Source organism: Streptomyces sp. NPDC020983, assembly GCF_044333485.1.
Taxonomy (GTDB): domain Bacteria; phylum Actinomycetota; class Actinomycetes; order Streptomycetales; family Streptomycetaceae; genus Actinacidiphila.
Map to the genome: position 1 here is coordinate 343,445 of NZ_JBIRRA010000001.1, position 14,675 is coordinate 358,119.

Genomic DNA, 14,675 nt, shown 5'->3' on the forward strand with positions numbered 1-14,675 from the left:
ACGCGATCGCTGCGCGCCCTCGTGCACCTGGGGAGATGCCGACCGCACAGGAAATGTTGGACGCCTTGAGCGCTGTTCCAGACCGGTGACAAACGTCCCGTGCAGGGCTGTGCCGCGCGGGGCAGGAGGCCGCCGACGCCATCGCCGGCTACGTGCTCGTCAACGACGTCAGCACCTGCTGCTGCTCGCCCGGCTGGACCAGCAGCGTCCGCTGGAGCGGCAGCCCGTCGACCTGCTCGCGCCGGCCGTCGACGCGGTACGCGACGCCCGCCTGCTCGCCCCCGACCGCGACATCCGGCTCGCGGCGGACGACCGTACGGCCTACGTCGTCACCGGCGACGAGATCCGGCTGCGGCAGGTGCTGTCCAATCTGACCGGCAACGCCCTCGCCCACACGCCACCCGGCACACCCATCTCGATCGGGCTCGGACCCGGACGCCTCGGCGAAGCAGCCGCCCTGGTGCTGGAAGTCGCCGGCCAGGGCCCTGGCCTCACCCCCGAACAGGCGGAGCGCGTCTTCGAACGCTTCTACCGCACCGACACCTCACGTACGCGCCACACCGGCGGCTCCGGACTCGGACTCGCCGTCGTGGCCTCACTGGCCGCAGCCCACGGCGGCGCCGTGAGCGTCCACACCGCGCCAGGGGACGGGGCGGCCTTCCGCGTCACGCTGCCACTCGCCGACACCGACGCGCCTTTGGGCGAGCTCGGCGAGACGCCCGAGGACCCGGGCGGGCCGAGCGCCGCGAGCGGCCCGCCGGCGGGAGGACGGCCTGCGGGACCGAACCCGCAGCGGGGGAGGACGTCTGGTCACCGCCCGGCCGGACGGGCAGAGGGCACCGCCGGCTGACCCCGTCGCGTCGCAGACCCGTCCGCCGCAGGTCAGGACGCCTCCGAACCGCCATGGCCGGCGCTTGACCCGCCCGGTTCTCACCTTCCTGCTGCGAACCCCGTCCGGTGACCACTGGGAGGTTGATCAGCCTTTGTGCACGGGACGTAGGGTCACCAGGTCGTCGCCGTCGCAGTAGACGAGCGACCCGCCGTAGCTGTTGTGGGGCCGGTACGCCTGGCAGTCCGATGTGCCCTGCCAGAGGGTTCTGCCCTGGTTGTCCAGCAGGAGCAGGCGGTTACCGTCCTGCCAGAAGCTGTCGGCGACGGACCGCGCTGCGGGGCTCAGCCCGTGGGGGCGGACCAGTTGGCCGGCCCTTGCGTCGAGGAGCCGGTCCGGGCGGCCGGGCGCGCGGATGATCTCGTTCCTGGTGCCGTCGGTGACCACGTACTCGCCCGGGGCCAGTCGCCGGGTGCGGCCCAGGGGGCCGGTGTCGGGAGCGACAACCAGGGCGCCTTTGGCGTCCGGCAGTACCAAGTCGAAGCCGATGACCAGGGGCAGAGCGCGGTTCCAGCGGCATCCGGTGCGCGCGTCGCGCGGGGCCTGAGGCTGGTCCCAGACGAAGCTGTACCGCCAGCCGCGGTCGCCGTCACCGGATCCCGTTGCGAGGACGGTGGCGCGGCAGCTGCCCTTGGCCGGTTCGGTGACCATGATGAACCGGTAGTTGTCGTCAATGATGCGATCGAGGGTGCCGTCGGGCGGCCGCAGGGCCGTCTGCCAGTCAGGTCCGCCGTCGTACGGGTCGACAGTGCCGACACGGTGGGGGGCGACCAGATAGGGCACGCAGTGGTCCCCGTTCGGGCCTATGGCGGTGGCGGGCGCGTTGTCCTGGCAGACGACCTTTGTCGCGCCGGGCACCGTGCGAGTCCACTGGAGGACACCCGACCCGGTGTCCCAGCCGTCCAGGCGGCAGGACCCGGTGCGGCAGAGCGCCGTCATCACCACAGCGTCGTTCTCCAACACGAAGACCTGGCTCCCGGGCGGCAATGGCTGACGCCAGGCCAGGAGCCCCCGCTCCAGGTCGAGCCCGGCGATCGCGCTCGGCCCCGGGGAGCCGTCGCTGCCGCCGACCAGCACCACCCGACCACCGACGAGCGCGGAGTGCGCCGCGCCGGGCTCGTGCGAGGTCAACGCGAACTCGGCCGGCAGTGCCAGCCGCCAGCCCGCGTTCTCCGCGCCGTGCAGGCGGACCACCGTGCGGCCCTCGCCGAGCAGCCCCGCCGCGGGGTCGTTCAGCGCCCAGGTGCCGTCGGGGCCCGGCCGTACGGGCAGTGGAACACGCGAGGCTTCTTCGGGCACCGCCTTCCCGTCGCCGAACGCCGGCGGCGGCGGGGCGAAACAGCCCGCCGCCAGCAGCCCCACCACCACGGCCAGTAACCCTTGCCGCCACCGATGCCTCATCGCGCCCCCCGGGTCCGCCCACACGGTAGAACGCCCGCAAATCTGTTCACCACCCTCCCGCTCCTTCGTGATGACCTCGTAGCCACGAGCACGAGGGGGTCGCAGAGCCCTCGCAGCAAAGGGCCCCACCGTTCGCGGTGGGGCCCTTCGACGTCTTTGGTGGCACTCGGTGATGCGGCTCTGCGCAGACGCGAACGAGGCGGCGTTCGTTGATCACACCGCGCGGACGCCGGGGAACGGTCCGGGGCCGGCCGCGGTCGGCTCAGCCGGCGGTGGCCGCCTTGAGTTTCTCGACCTGCTTGGCCAGCAGCTCGTGGGGGAACTCGACGGCCCGGTCGAGCTTCATGACGTCCATGGTGGCAAAGAGCGCAATGGTGGAGCCGACGCGGATCTGCGTGAACGGGAGGACCATCGAATCGCCGTCGCTGGTGACGGTGAGTTCCAACGTGACCGCGTCATCCCCCAGCGAGAGGGGCTGAAGGGACTTCACCAAGGCCTTCCCGGCAGTACCGTCCGCTTCGTCCTTGAACGTATAGGCGGGGCACGCCTTGGCAGCTGCCTTGAGGTCGGCCATGGCCTTCTCGGCCTCGCCGGGGGCGTAGGCGGCGATGCGTCCGAAGACCTTCACGAAGGGCTTGGACTTCTGCGAGTAGTTCTGGTTTGCCGCTGCCGTGGGCCGCACGGACTTCTCGCCGGCGCCCATGTCCTGGATCGGCTGGCAGACGGCGGGCGTCGCCGTGGCGGTCTGCCCGAGGATGTCCTCGTCCGACTTCGGCGTGGTCGCCCTGTAGTCGGTCGGCAGGTCCTTGGCGGTGAGCAGGGCGCTCTTCAGCTGACCCGCGCTGAGCGGCGCCGCGGCGGGCGCGGAGGAGGCGGCAGGCGTTGAAGGGGCAGAAGAGGCCGGCAGCGACGAGGCGGGTACGCCGGCCGAGGGCTTGTCGTCGCTGTCGCTCGCGCAGGCGGAAGCACCGAGGGCCAGGACGGACAGGAGGGCGGAGCTCACCCATGCAGATCGCGCGCTGCGAGGCATTTTCTTCCCGGGATTCGAAGGAGGGAAAGTCATTAGAACGTTATTGCCAAAATATTACTGGCCAAAGGGTACGTGCTCTCCAGCTGACCCGTTGCCGTGCCAAGCCCCCACGGTGCCCGTCACGGCAGAGGTAGGGCCCGACCGGGATGCGGTCGGGCCCTACGTCGTCAGGAGGTTGCAGGTCTCACCTTAAGCTGCAAGAGGCGTGGACCTCACGGATCTCGGCGGCAGTCGGGCCGGCTCAGTCTCGGGGTCCTGCCGACGGGGTGAGGCTGGCGCGGTCGAACGGGCCACCGTGCGCGGCGGCGTACGCGATGGCCTCGTTGACGGCGTCGAGGCCGAACGACCGGACCCGTTCCGGGGCGAGATCCAGAGCACCCGAGGCGAGGAGCCGGATGATGCCGACGTTGGCTGTGCGCGGGTACATCCACTGCCCGCGCACGGTGACGGAGTTGCGCATGATCCACGGGTACGGGAGTGCGAGGTCGTCGCCACCGAGCATGCCGACGCCGCCCATGAGGACGACCCGGCCGTACTCGCGTACGGTCATGGCCGCCGCGCGCGAGGCCGAGCTGGGCGCGCTCGGGGGGAGCATGTCGATCACCATGTCGATCGGGCCGTCGGCCGCCGCGGACATCGCCGCGCGGTCGGTGGCCTCGTCCCCGGTCAGCGTGACCGGACGCAGACGCGGACCGAACCGGTCGGCGAGGAGGTCGAGCGCGGCCTTGTTGCGGCCCGGGGCGACCACGCGGCCCGCGCCCATGGCGACCGCGACCGCGACCGCGCTGCTGCCGAGGTTGCCGGTGGCCCCGCTGACGAGCAGCGTCTCGCCGGCCGCGAGCCCGCCTGCCAGCAGCCCGCCGTAGGAGATGGTGTGCACGGTGAGCGCGGCCCAGCGAGCCGCATCCTCCCCGGCCGCGGCGGGCAGCGGGAAGACGTTCTCCGTCGGGACCCGCATGAGCTCGGCGAAGGCGCCGTCGTGCATGTACTCGGCGAGCCGCGCGCCGCCCTCGCCGCGCGAACTCCAGCCCTGGAGCGTGATGTCGGGCGTCAGGGCGTCGTCCCGCGAGCGCACCGTCGAATCGCACCACACCAGGTCGCCGATCCGCAGCCGGGTGGCGTCCGGGCCGACGTGGACGATCCGCCCCACCCCGCCGACACCGGGCACGACAGGGGGGACAAGGGGGTACTTCCGCTTGCCGCTGAAGACGTCGGCCGCGTAGGGCGCCACGCCGGCGGCGAGAACCTCGACCACCACCTCACCGCTTCCGGCTTCGGGGTCGAGCACCTCCCGCACCGTGAGTGGGGCGCCGAACTGCGTCAGAACTGCTGCTCGCACGGTGATGACCTCCGTGTTCGTCCGTGATCCGAGATCAACGCTAGAGGCGGCACGAGCATGCGGGAATCAATTGTTTCGCATCTGTGGTATGCGTATGACGCATGGACATCTCCAGCACGGGACTGCGGGTCCTGCGGCAGATCGCCGAATCCGGCAGCTTCACCGCGGCGGCAGCCCGGCTCGGATACACGCAGTCGGCCGTCTCGCGCCAGGCCGCCGCCCTCGAACACAACGCCGGCACCACCTTGTTCGAGCGCCGTCCGGACGGGGTGCGGCTCACTCCCGCCGGCTTGACCCTGCTGCGGCACGCCCACACGATTCTCGCCTCGCTCGCGGCGGCCGAGCGTGAGCTCACCGGCACCGTCCCGCAGACCGAACTGGTGCGGCTCGGGGCTGTCCTGAGCGCGGGCTCGGTGATCCTGCCGACCGCACTCGCCCACCTCGCGGAGGCCGACCCGCAGATCACGGTCACCACCCGCGAGGGCACCACGCCCACCCTGATCCGGGCGTTGCGCGCGGGCTCGCTCGATCTCGCCGTGCTGACATCCCGCCCACCGCACCGGCCCTTCGACAGCGAGTTGCCGCGCCTGCACCTCGAGACCGTCGCGGACACCGAACTGGTCGTGGCCGTGTCCTCGACCGGGGATTTCGCCGGACGCACCACGGTGCACGTCGACGAACTGGTCGACGCCGCATGGATCGCCGCTCCGTCATCGGGCGCTGAGCCACTGCTCGGCGTCTGGCCCGGCCTGCCCGGACGGCCGCGCGTCGTCCACTCCGCGCGCGACTGGCTGACGAAGCTCCGGTTGGTCGCCGGCGGCTTCGGCGTGACCACGGTGCCGTCCGGGCTCTCACCGGTGCTGCCGCCCGGGGTGAGCCTGCTGCGCGTCGACGGCGCACCCCCCGAGATCCGCCGGATTCTCGTGGCACGCGTCTGCGGCCACCCCGCCCCGGCGATCACCGCCGTCACCCGAGCGATCACCTCGGCCGCCTGAACCGCAGCCATGGCCGCGCGCAGGGCCGCGCCGCGGACGGGCATCGGCGGTATCCGGCCGATCAGCGCGGCGTGACGGCGGCCACGACGCGCGATTCCGGTCGACCGGGCCTTTTCCGTGCACCGGCCCGCTCCGCCTGATGAGACCAGGACTGAGGCCGGGGGTGGCGGGGTGACGCCTCATGAGGGCGCGCTCCCGGGGTGGGCCGGTTCCCGGCCGGGTTCAGCGGAGCAGCCAGCTCAGCAGGGTCGTCGCCGTGAAGACGGCGCCCGACGCGAGCCAGACCGCGCGCGGGGTCAGCCGCCCGGGGCGTTCCCGCGGCCGGGGCTGCGGGGCCGGTGACAGCAGCGCGTCTGCGAAGGCCTGTGCGGTCGGCGGCCGCTCCGCCGGCTCGACGGACATCGCGGCGCGCAGCAGCACTGCCACCCCCGGCGGCACGTGCTGGCCGGGCGGCGGCGCGGGCAGCGTCGACGAGGCCGGCTGGTCGGTCATCAGGGCCGTGGCGCGTCCGCCCGGGCCGAAGGGTTTCTGCCCCGTCAGCAGCTCGTAGGCGACGACGGCCAGCGCGTACACGTCGGCCCTCCCGTCGAACCCTCCGGTCTGGAAGGCCTGTTCCGGCGCCATGTACGCGGGCGTGCCCGTGGTCACCGTCAGCCCGGACGCGTCGGCCAGGTGTTTCGCGCTGCCCAGGTCCGCCACCAGCACGGCGGCGGGCGCGGAGCCGGTGTCGAGCAGCAGGTTGGACGGCTTGACGTCACGGTGCACCACGCCGGCCTCGTGCAGCACCTGGACCGCGTAGCCCGCCTCCGCGGCCAGCCGCAGCGCCTCCTGCGTGCCGCACCGCCCGACGCGGTCCGCCAGGGTGCCGCCGCGCACGTAGTCCATGACGAAGTAGGGCCGGTCGTCCTGCACGCCGACGTCGTGCACCCGGACCACCCTCGGGCTGGCGATCCGGCGCAGGAGCCTCGCTTCGGCCAGGAACCGCTCGCGCACGTCTGCGTTGGCCGCCCAGTTCTCGGCCAGCATCTTCACGGCGACCTCGGTGTCGAGCTCCGGGTCGTAGGCTTTCCAGACCGTCGCGAAGGAGCCTGCTCCGAGCCGGCCCAGCAGGAGGTAACGGCCGAGCTTGCGCATGTGGCAGCATTCTGCCGTATTCGCCGGGAGGGGGAAACTCCCGTTCGGCGGGGGGACGCGACAGGGGACAGGACGGGGCCGGGTGTTCGAGGAGGGTGAGCTGGAACGGCTCGTGGCAGCGGCCCGGGCGGGGGACCCGGAGTCGACGGAGTACCTGCTGGCCAAGCTGCGGCCCATGGTGCTGCGCCGCTGCTCCCGCTTCCTGCCGCACCACGCCGACGCGGAGGAGGCCGCGCAGGACGCGCTGCTCTCCATCAGTACGCACCTGGGCGAGTACGGCGGCCACGGCTCGTTCCTGGGCTGGGTGACGGTGATCGCGTCCAACGCCGCCCGGTCCACCTACCGCTCGATGCGCCGGCGTGCCGAGGACAGCCACGCCGACCTGCCGGAGTCCGTGGACCCGCGGAGCACCAGCGTCATCGCCGGGACCCGGCTCGACCTGATGGAGGCGCTCACCGCGCTGGAGCAGCAGCACCCCGTCCTGGTGGAGTCCTTCGTGCTGCGCGACCTGGGCGACCTGACCTACGTCCAGGTGGCCGCCGAGCTGGACGTCCCGCTGGGCACCGTCAAGGACCGTATCCACCAGGCGCGGCGCTTCATGCGCGAGCGCCTGGCCGAGGGCCTGTGAACGGCGGTCCCGCGGCGGCGAGCGGCCGCGCCGCCGTCCGGCCCCGAGCCGCCGTCGCCGCCCTGGTGGCGGCCGCCGTGTGCGGCCTGGCGACCGGCCGTCTCGTCCTGCCGCCGCCGCCCGGCACTACGCACCCGGCAGCGCCCGCGGCTTCCGCGGCCACAGGCCCTTCCGCTCGCGCGACGCCCGGCGCGTCCGTCCCGGCGCCCGCGACCCCGGTCTCCGGCTCCGCCCTGCCCACGGCCGCCACCGGGCCGGTGACGACCGCCAACCTGCTGGACCCCGCGGCGTTCGGCGCGGTCGGCGTCACCGCGCGGATCCGTGCCAGGGACCGCTTCGGGGACGGTGCGTACGCCAACTCGGCCTGCACCGGGGAGAAGACGCTCACCCAGACGCTGGGCGGGCCCGGCGCCCACTTCCGCGGGCTGATGACCGGCACCCGCACCGACCCGGGCGACCCCACCGTGGCCGAGGACAGCGCCGACCAGATCGCCCGCGAGGTCGCCGCCGAGGCCCATAGCCCCGCCCTGGCGCAGAACTTCGCCGCTCGCCTGCTGCTGGAGGAGGTGCCCTGCCAGGACGAGACTCCCGGCCACTGGGTCTACGGCAGGACCACGACGCTGGAACTGGCCCCCGGCCTCACCGCCAGCTGGATGGGCACCTACCAGGGCGCCCGCAACACCGGCGGCACGGCGCCCGAGGGCGAGGAGCCCTGCGGCGGCCTCGCGGTGCTCCGCAGCGGCACGCACTACGCAGTGCTGGAAGTCGACGCCTGCCTGGGCACGGCGGCGATGTCCCGCATCGTCAGGACCGCTCTGTCACAGCTGTGAAACAGCCGGCCGGGGCTCCAACTTTCCCTTGGCGGGCGTCATCTCCCCGCTGCAGGAGGACGCAGCAGGCGTCCCGACCCGCAAGGAGACCGTAATGGCCGAGAACCGGACCGCCCCGCAGAAGTCCGCCCACCGCAGCCGGTTCACCGCCGCGGCCTGCCTGACCGCCGCACTGGTCACGGCCGGCGCCGTGAGCATCCAGTCGGCCGCCGCCGACGGGGCCGGGCACAGCGCCGCGCACCGCACCGCGGCCGCCCGCCCGGTCACCGCCCGTCCGGCCGCGGCCGCCGCGCCCGGACTCGGCTCCGGCGCCCTCGTCCAGAGCGAGGACTTCTTCCAGCAGGGCCTGGGCCCGGTCGGCGCGACCGTGACGCTGACCGGGGACCAGGCGCTCTCGGCGTGCTCGGGCGAGGAGTCGATGCCCGGCCTGACCCAGGGCAAGGCCACCGCGTACGCGTCGGTGACCTGGACCTTCGACACCGAAGCCCGGCTGACGGAATCGGCCGCGAGTGCCGCCACCGGCAACGCGGCGAGCACCTGGGAGAAGCAGCTGAACGCGATGGTGCGGGAATGCCAGGACGAGCCGGCCGGCCACTGGTACTACGGCGCGGCCCACACCCTCACCGCCGGCGGCGGAAGCGGCCGCTGGTACCCGTCCTACAGCGGTGACGGCACTCCGGCCGGTGGCGTCGCGGTCCTGCGCAGCGGCACCAGGGTCGCCGTCGTCGAGCTCACCGGCGCGGCCGAGGACGAGCCGGGCCGGGTGAGGGGCATCGCCACCGCGGCCCTGAACCGCCTGCCCTCCTGACCCGGTCAGGGCGACCGGGCGGACGGTTCCCCGGCGGGTCCGCGGTTCCTCCTCGGGGTCGCACCGCCGGCCCTGCCGTCGTGGAGCACGGCCGGCTGCGTCACCGGGACGCCGGCAGCCGCGGCGAGTGCCCGTCACCGTCCTCCCCCACGGACGGCGGCCGCAGCCCCTCCGGCGGGGCGCTGAGACATACACGTCGCGCCCGTCGTCATGGGACGGGAAGCCCGGACGGGACGGCCGTGCCGGGAACAGCCGGTCCCCTCGGCACGGTTGCACTGTCGAGGGACCGGCGCCGCACGGGCGCGGAGCACGGAGGCCGCAGGGCCGCCCGTGCCGCGCGTGCCCGGGCCCCTGCATCGTGGTACGCCCGCTGCACACCCCGGACCAAGACGTATTTCCGCAGGAGGACTGTCTCATGACCGACCGGCCCTTGACGCTCATGGCAGTACACGCCCACCCCGACGACGAGGCCACCGGGACCGGAGGGATCCTCGCGCGGTACGCGGCGGAGGGCATCCGCACGGTTCTCGTGACCTGTACCGACGGCGGTTGCGGTGACGGACCGGAGGGGGTCAAGCCGGGCGATCCCGGGCACGATCCGGCGGCGGTCTCCGTGATGCGCCGCCGGGAACTCGAGGCGAGCTGTGACGTCCTGAAGATCAGCCACCTGGAGATGCTGGACTACGCCGACTCGGGGATGATGGGCTGGGCGAGCAACGACGCCCCGGGGTCCTTCTGGCGGACCCCGGTCGAGGAGGGCGCCGCCCGGCTCGCGGAACTCATGCGGCACTACCGGCCCGACGTGGTCGTCACCTACGACGAGAACGGCTTCTACGGCCACCCCGACCACATCCAGGCCCACCGCATCACGATGGCGGCGCTGGAGACGACCACGCTGACACCGAAGGTGTACTGGACCACGGCGCCCCGCTCGATGATGCAGCGGTTCGGCGAGCTGATGCGCGAGTTCGGTGCGGAGATGCCCGAACCGGACTCTGCCGAGGCCGTCGCGATGGCCGAGATCGGCCTGCCCGACGACGAGGTCACCACGTGGGTGGACGCCACCGCGTTCAGCGGCCAGAAGTTCGACGCGCTGGCCGCGCACGCCAGTCAGGGCGAGAACATCTTCTTCCTCAAGATGGGCAAGGAGAAGTTCGGCGAGCTGATGGGCGTGGAGACCTTCGTACGGGTCCGGGACACCACCGGCGCGGCCGTCCCCGAGAACGACCTCTTCGCCGGGCTGCGCTGATCCGCCCGTCCTGAGCGGGGCCGGGAGGCCACGGCGCCGGTGGCCCCCGCGGCGAGCAGCGGGGGCCACCGCGCCGCGTTCACCGACGCCCTCCCGCGCGGCCGTGGGCGAGAATGGGGAGCCATGACAGCCTCCCCGGCAGAATCGCTCGTTCCGTACTACGCGCAGTGGGAGTCCGCGGCGCTGGTGCCCGCGTTCGTCACGGGCGCCATGTCGGCGGCCGACGATCCGCTGTGGCAGAAGTCCGGCGCCGACTCGGTGGAGGAGTACGCGTTCTGGGCCCGGCGCATGTGCGGGGTCGCGTGCCTGCGGATGGTGCTGGACCACTGGGGCCTGGACGTGCCGCCGTCGGTGCCGCTCGTACGGGAGCTGGAGGCCGCGGGGGCGTACGTCCGCGACGGGGAGCAGGTGAAGGGGCTGATCTACCGGCCGTTCGCCGATCACGTCGCCCGGCGGTGGGGCCTCCACGCGCGGGTCGCACCGGAGCTGGCCCTCACCGGGATCCGGCAGGAGATCGCCGCCGGCCGCCTGGTGATGATCTCCGTCCACCCGGGCATCCGCACCCCCGGGGCCGAACCGCCGGGCAGGGGCGGCCACCTGGTCCTGGTCGTCGGGGCGGACGCCGAAGGGGTGGAGCTCAACAACCCGTCCGGCTTCCCCGGGGTGTCGCAGCAGCACGCGCGCGTGTCCTGGGCGGGGCTGGAACGGTTCTACGCCGGCCGCGGGATCGTGCTCGGCCGCACCGCGCGTGGCCCCGCCGCACCGCTGTCCCGCGGCGGTGAACGCCGCCGTTCCGCGAGCGGGCAGGGAGCAGCCGAGGCGGCGCGGTGATCACGTACTGACGGTGTGACCGCGGTGCCCGGGACGTCCGGGTCCGCTCCCCCGGCAGGCATGCGGCGGCCGGTCCTCCCAGGAGGGCCGGCCGCCGTTTCCGCGCGCCCGCACCTCCCCGCCGGGGGCGGCGTTCTCCCGCCTGTCCGGGGCGATGTGCCTGCTCCGACGCGGTTTTCCCGTCTTTGTGCGGGTGGTTGCGTTGTACCTGCCAAGCCATCACACTGCACGCGTCCCCAGAGGACGGGCAGCAACTCCTGACCCCTGGGCACCTAGTGCCGCGCCCTGCCACGTCAGCGCGTGGTGCGCCTTGTCCGCCGTGCCGCCTGGCGCGGCTGCCGTGAAGGGAGCTCGTCGTGTCGTTCCGGAACGCGGGAAGCGGCAAGCGGCGGGTGAGCGCCGGCCTGGCCGCCGCTGCCGCCGGTGCGGTCGTGGCGATGGCCGGGGTGTCGCCCGCGGCGGCGATCAACTCGTACAACGCCGTACCGGCGCCCGAGCGCACCGAGGTCGGCGCCCTGATCGCCCAGTGGGACGACGACGGGGACGCCGCCACACCCGACCGGGTGGACTGGGTGTGCTCGGGGACGATGGTGGACCGCGACACGTTCCTGACCGCGGGGCACTGCACGAGCGACTGGCCCGCGGGCGTGCGGTTCTACGTCTCGCTCGACCAGGACGTGCAGTCAGAGCTGGACGCCGCCGGGCAGGCGCATGCCGGCGACCCGGCGGCCACCGCGGCGGCCGTGGGCGTCGAGGGTGTTCCGCACACCGACCCCGCCTACCCGGGCCCGTCCGCCGATCCGCACGACATCGCCGTGATCCAGCTGCCCGCCGCCGCGGTCGCCGCGCGCTGGTCGTTCACCCCCGCCACACTGCCCGCCCCGGGCGAACTGAACGCGCTGGGTCCGCAGCAGCTGAACAGCACGCCGTTCGAGGTCGCCGGTTACGGCACGCAGGAGGCGCAGCGCGGCCCGGGCGGCCAGACCCACCCGGGCGGCGGCGTCCGGATGAAGGCGCCGGTCGCCTTCGACGCGCTCAACCCCTCCTGGGTGCGGCTGGCCATGACGGCTCCCCAGGGCAACGGCGGTGCCTGCTACGGCGATTCGGGCGGGCCGGACTTCGCGGTGATCGGCGGTTCGCTCGTCCTCGCGGCGACCACCATCACCGGTGACTCCCCCTGCTACGCCACCAACGTCGCCTACCGGCTCGACGCTCCGGCGGCCCGGGCGTTCCTCGCGGCCTTCGTCGCGCTCCCCTGAACACGGCAGCGTCCGGCTCGCGCCACCCCACCCGGGTGGCCCGAGCCGGGCAGGCTGCCGAGGCCGACACCCCGATCGGCCACAACCCCGAGGAGAGTCAGATGCAACTGCGCTCACGCGCAAAGGTGCTTGGCATGGGCATAGCAACCCTGGCGGGAATCCCGCTCATGGTCCTCGGCCCTGTCGGTACCTCGCACGCCGCGGTCTCGCCGGCCGCGAAGACCGCCCACTCGTGTGCCACCCCCGCCCGGGGGCACGCCTCGTGCCAAGCGATCGTCCGTACCGACATCGCCGCGGCGAAGACGGTCGCACCGAACGCCACGCCGTCCGGCTACGGGCCCTCCAGCCTCCAGTCCGCCTACAAGCTGCCCTCCTCGACGGCGGGCGGCGGCCGTACGGTCGCGATCGTCGACGCCTACGACGACCCGACCGCGGAGGCCGATCTCGCCGTCTACCGCGCCCAGTACGGCCTCCCGGCCTGCACCACGGCCAACGGCTGCTTCAAGAAGATCGACCAGAACGGCGGCACCAGCTACCCGAAGAAGGACGGCGGCTGGGCGCAGGAGATCTCGCTCGACATCGACATGGTCTCGGCGATCTGCCCCAACTGCCACATCCTGCTGGTCGAGGCGAAGACCCCGAGCTTCGCCAACCTCGGTGCCGCGGTGAACCAGGCGGCCGCGACCCCCGGCGTCGTGGCCATCAGCAACAGCTACGGCGGCTCCGACGCCTCGGACTCCAGCTACGGCTCGTACTACAACCACCCGGGCATCGCCGTGACCGCCAGCTCCGGTGACTCCGGCTACGGAGCGAGCTACCCGGCGTCCTCGCACTACGTCACCGCGGTGGGCGGCACCACCCTGAACACCGCCTCCACCACCCGCGGCTGGACCGAGACCGCCTGGAGCGGCGCCGGCAGCGGCTGCTCCAGCTACAACACCGCCCTCAGCGGCGCCGCGTCCTTCGCCACCGGCTGCTCCAAGCGCGCCGAAGCCGACGTCTCCGCCGTCGCCAACCCCTCCACCGGCGTCGCCGTCTACGACAGCACCGCCTACCAGGGCTACTCCGGCTGGATGGTCTTCGGCGGCACGAGCGTGTCGTCCCCGATCATCGCCTCGGTCTACGCGCTGGCCGGCAACACCGGCTCGATCGACAACAACTACCCCTACACCCACTCCTCCGCACTGAACGACGTCACCTCCGGCAGCAACGGCAGCTGCACCACCTCCCAGTGGTGCAACGCCCGTACCGGCTGGGACGGCCCCACCGGCCTCGGCACCCCGAACGGCACCGGCGCCTTCTGACCCGCCGCACACCGAAACTCCGGGCCGGAAGGGGGGTCTCCCTTCCGGCCCGGTCCCATGGTCAGGCGCGGCCATGACCTTTCGCGTGGCCGGAGGCGACCCCAGGCGCCGCAGGCCGGGAGGCGCGGGGCGCGGGGGTCTGCGGCGCGGAGGCCGGCGGCGCGGGCGGCGCGGCGCCTGCCGCCGGGGGCGCCGCCCTGCCGTGGTCGGGCGTCTGGCCGCCGGTCAGCCGCGCGCAGTAGGAGGCGACCTCCGCGGAACCGCCCGCGGCGGTCTCCAGGCGGTGCTGCGCCGTGGCGCCCAGGTGCTCGCCGTGCTGGGAGGCGCGCGTGTAGGAGGCGCACAGGCCCCTGAGGCTCGGCACCGCGGGGGCGCTCGCCCCGGGAGCGGAAGGGTGCGCGGAGGATCCTGCGGAAGTGCCGGGCGCTGCCGGGTCCGGCGAGGCGGTGGGCCGTGCGGAACCGGAAGCGCCCGGGGGGCCGGGCGAGGGCGACACCGGGTCCGGAGCATGGCTCTGCACCGGTGTGCCGTTCCCGGAGCGGAAGGGATGCGGCAGCGTCCCGGTCTGGGCGGCGATCGCCACCCCGCCGAGCACCGACGCCGCGGCGAGGCCGCCCACCAGCGCTCTCGTCGGGCGGGACGCGCGCCGCCACCGTGCAGGGCGGCGCTCCGTGCCGGCCGGCGTCCGTCCGGCTCGCGAGGCGTCGCGGAACGCCTGGAGCAGGAGCCGTTCGTCGTCCGCCCTCCCGGCCAGGGCATCGGCCTCCTCGACGGCCGCGGACAGCAGCCGGGCGAGCTCCGCCGTCGGCGGGTCGCCGTGGGGCGTGCCGGGGTCCCCGTCCAGCAGCCGCTCCGCCGTCCCGGCGTCGAGCCGGCCGGGCCGCCCTTCCGGTCCGGCCCGGTGCCTCCCCGACAGGTCACCGGTCAGGCCGGGGTCGGAGCCTTCCCGCGGCTCCGGGCGCCCGTTGGTGGTCATCG

Annotated in this window: 14 protein-coding genes; 9 read left to right on the forward strand and 5 right to left on the reverse strand. The window is 73.6% G+C overall.

Annotated elements, in window-relative coordinates; all coding sequences use genetic code 11:
- Positions 1–109 precede the first annotated feature (109 nt).
- Complete coding sequence (locus ACH4SE_RS01610) at positions 110–850, forward strand: sensor histidine kinase (RefSeq protein ID WP_398541241.1); 741 nt, start codon at positions 110–112, stop codon at positions 848–850.
- A 126-nt stretch (positions 851–976) separates the two neighbouring features.
- Here ACH4SE_RS01610 and ACH4SE_RS01615 read toward each other — a convergent pair whose 3' ends face one another.
- From ACH4SE_RS01615 to ACH4SE_RS01625, 3 genes are all read right to left on the reverse strand, one after another.
- Positions 977–2,290 (reverse strand): PQQ-binding-like beta-propeller repeat protein, encoded by a 1,314-nt coding sequence (locus ACH4SE_RS01615; protein ID WP_398541242.1) that lies wholly within the window; start codon positions 2,288–2,290, stop codon positions 977–979.
- A gap of 262 nt (positions 2,291–2,552) precedes the next feature.
- On the reverse strand, positions 2,553–3,293 hold the full coding sequence (locus ACH4SE_RS01620) for a hypothetical protein (RefSeq protein ID WP_398541243.1): 741 nt from the start codon (positions 3,291–3,293) through the stop codon (positions 2,553–2,555).
- Between the two features lie 268 nt (positions 3,294–3,561).
- Positions 3,562–4,659: an alcohol dehydrogenase catalytic domain-containing protein gene (locus ACH4SE_RS01625; protein ID WP_398541244.1), complete on the reverse strand. Its 1,098-nt coding sequence runs from the start codon at positions 4,657–4,659 to the stop codon at positions 3,562–3,564.
- 101 nt (positions 4,660–4,760) lie between these two features.
- Between ACH4SE_RS01625 and ACH4SE_RS01630 the strand changes: the two genes are divergently transcribed.
- Positions 4,761–5,654: a LysR family transcriptional regulator gene (locus tag ACH4SE_RS01630; RefSeq protein WP_398541245.1), complete on the forward strand. Its 894-nt coding sequence runs from the start codon at positions 4,761–4,763 to the stop codon at positions 5,652–5,654.
- 222 nt (positions 5,655–5,876) lie between these two features.
- On the opposite strand, the gene ACH4SE_RS01635 is transcribed toward ACH4SE_RS01630, so the two are convergent.
- On the reverse strand, positions 5,877–6,788 hold the full coding sequence (locus ACH4SE_RS01635; RefSeq protein WP_398541246.1) for a serine/threonine-protein kinase: 912 nt from the start codon (positions 6,786–6,788) through the stop codon (positions 5,877–5,879).
- Positions 6,789–6,870: 82 nt separating this feature from the next.
- Here ACH4SE_RS01635 and ACH4SE_RS01640 point away from each other — a divergent pair, with 82 nt between their 5' ends.
- From ACH4SE_RS01640 to ACH4SE_RS01670, 7 genes are all read left to right on the forward strand, one after another.
- Positions 6,871–7,416, forward strand: coding sequence for an RNA polymerase sigma factor (locus ACH4SE_RS01640; RefSeq protein WP_398541247.1), 546 nt, complete (start codon positions 6,871–6,873; stop codon positions 7,414–7,416).
- A complete protein-coding gene (locus ACH4SE_RS01645; protein WP_398541248.1) occupies positions 7,413–8,246 on the forward strand; it encodes a hypothetical protein in 834 nt (277 codons plus the stop codon). Before ACH4SE_RS01640 ends, ACH4SE_RS01645 begins: the two co-directional genes overlap by 4 nt.
- A 94-nt stretch (positions 8,247–8,340) precedes the next feature.
- Entirely contained in the window at positions 8,341–9,054 is a 714-nt protein-coding gene (locus tag ACH4SE_RS01650) for a hypothetical protein (RefSeq protein ID WP_398541249.1), read from the forward strand.
- A 415-nt stretch (positions 9,055–9,469) separates the two neighbouring features.
- Entirely contained in the window at positions 9,470–10,303 is an 834-nt protein-coding gene (locus ACH4SE_RS01655; RefSeq protein ID WP_398541250.1) for a PIG-L family deacetylase, read from the forward strand.
- A gap of 123 nt (positions 10,304–10,426) precedes the next feature.
- On the forward strand, positions 10,427–11,134 hold the full coding sequence (locus ACH4SE_RS01660; RefSeq protein WP_398541251.1) for a C39 family peptidase: 708 nt from the start codon (positions 10,427–10,429) through the stop codon (positions 11,132–11,134).
- Positions 11,135–11,490: 356 nt separating this feature from the next.
- Positions 11,491–12,393: a trypsin-like serine protease gene (locus ACH4SE_RS01665; protein ID WP_398541252.1), complete on the forward strand. Its 903-nt coding sequence runs from the start codon at positions 11,491–11,493 to the stop codon at positions 12,391–12,393.
- Positions 12,394–12,527: 134 nt separating this feature from the next.
- Positions 12,528–13,697: a peptidase S8 gene (locus ACH4SE_RS01670; RefSeq protein ID WP_398541253.1), complete on the forward strand. Its 1,170-nt coding sequence runs from the start codon at positions 12,528–12,530 to the stop codon at positions 13,695–13,697.
- Positions 13,698–13,758: 61 nt separating this feature from the next.
- Here ACH4SE_RS01670 and ACH4SE_RS01675 read toward each other — a convergent pair whose 3' ends face one another.
- The gene (locus tag ACH4SE_RS01675; RefSeq protein ID WP_398541254.1) at positions 13,759–14,673 is read right to left on the reverse strand and encodes a hypothetical protein; all 915 of its coding nucleotides are present in this window, start codon (positions 14,671–14,673) and stop codon (positions 13,759–13,761) included.
- Between the last annotated feature and the right edge of the window lie 2 nt (positions 14,674–14,675).

Coding starts and splice junctions, on each gene's coding strand:
- ACH4SE_RS01650 (WP_398541249.1), top strand. CDS start 8,341: ATGGCCGAGAACCGGACCGCCCCGCAGAAGTCCGCCCACCGCAGCCGG.
- ACH4SE_RS01660 (WP_398541251.1), top strand. CDS start 10,427: ATGACAGCCTCCCCGGCAGAATCGCTCGTTCCGTACTACGCGCAGTGG.
- ACH4SE_RS01655 (WP_398541250.1), top strand. CDS start 9,470: ATGACCGACCGGCCCTTGACGCTCATGGCAGTACACGCCCACCCCGAC.
- ACH4SE_RS01675 (WP_398541254.1), bottom strand. CDS start 14,673: ATGACCACCAACGGGCGCCCGGAGCCGCGGGAAGGCTCCGACCCCGGC.
- ACH4SE_RS01670 (WP_398541253.1), top strand. CDS start 12,528: ATGGGCATAGCAACCCTGGCGGGAATCCCGCTCATGGTCCTCGGCCCT.
- ACH4SE_RS01615 (WP_398541242.1), bottom strand. CDS start 2,290: ATGAGGCATCGGTGGCGGCAAGGGTTACTGGCCGTGGTGGTGGGGCTG.
- ACH4SE_RS01630 (WP_398541245.1), top strand. CDS start 4,761: ATGGACATCTCCAGCACGGGACTGCGGGTCCTGCGGCAGATCGCCGAA.
- ACH4SE_RS01635 (WP_398541246.1), bottom strand. CDS start 6,788: ATGCGCAAGCTCGGCCGTTACCTCCTGCTGGGCCGGCTCGGAGCAGGC.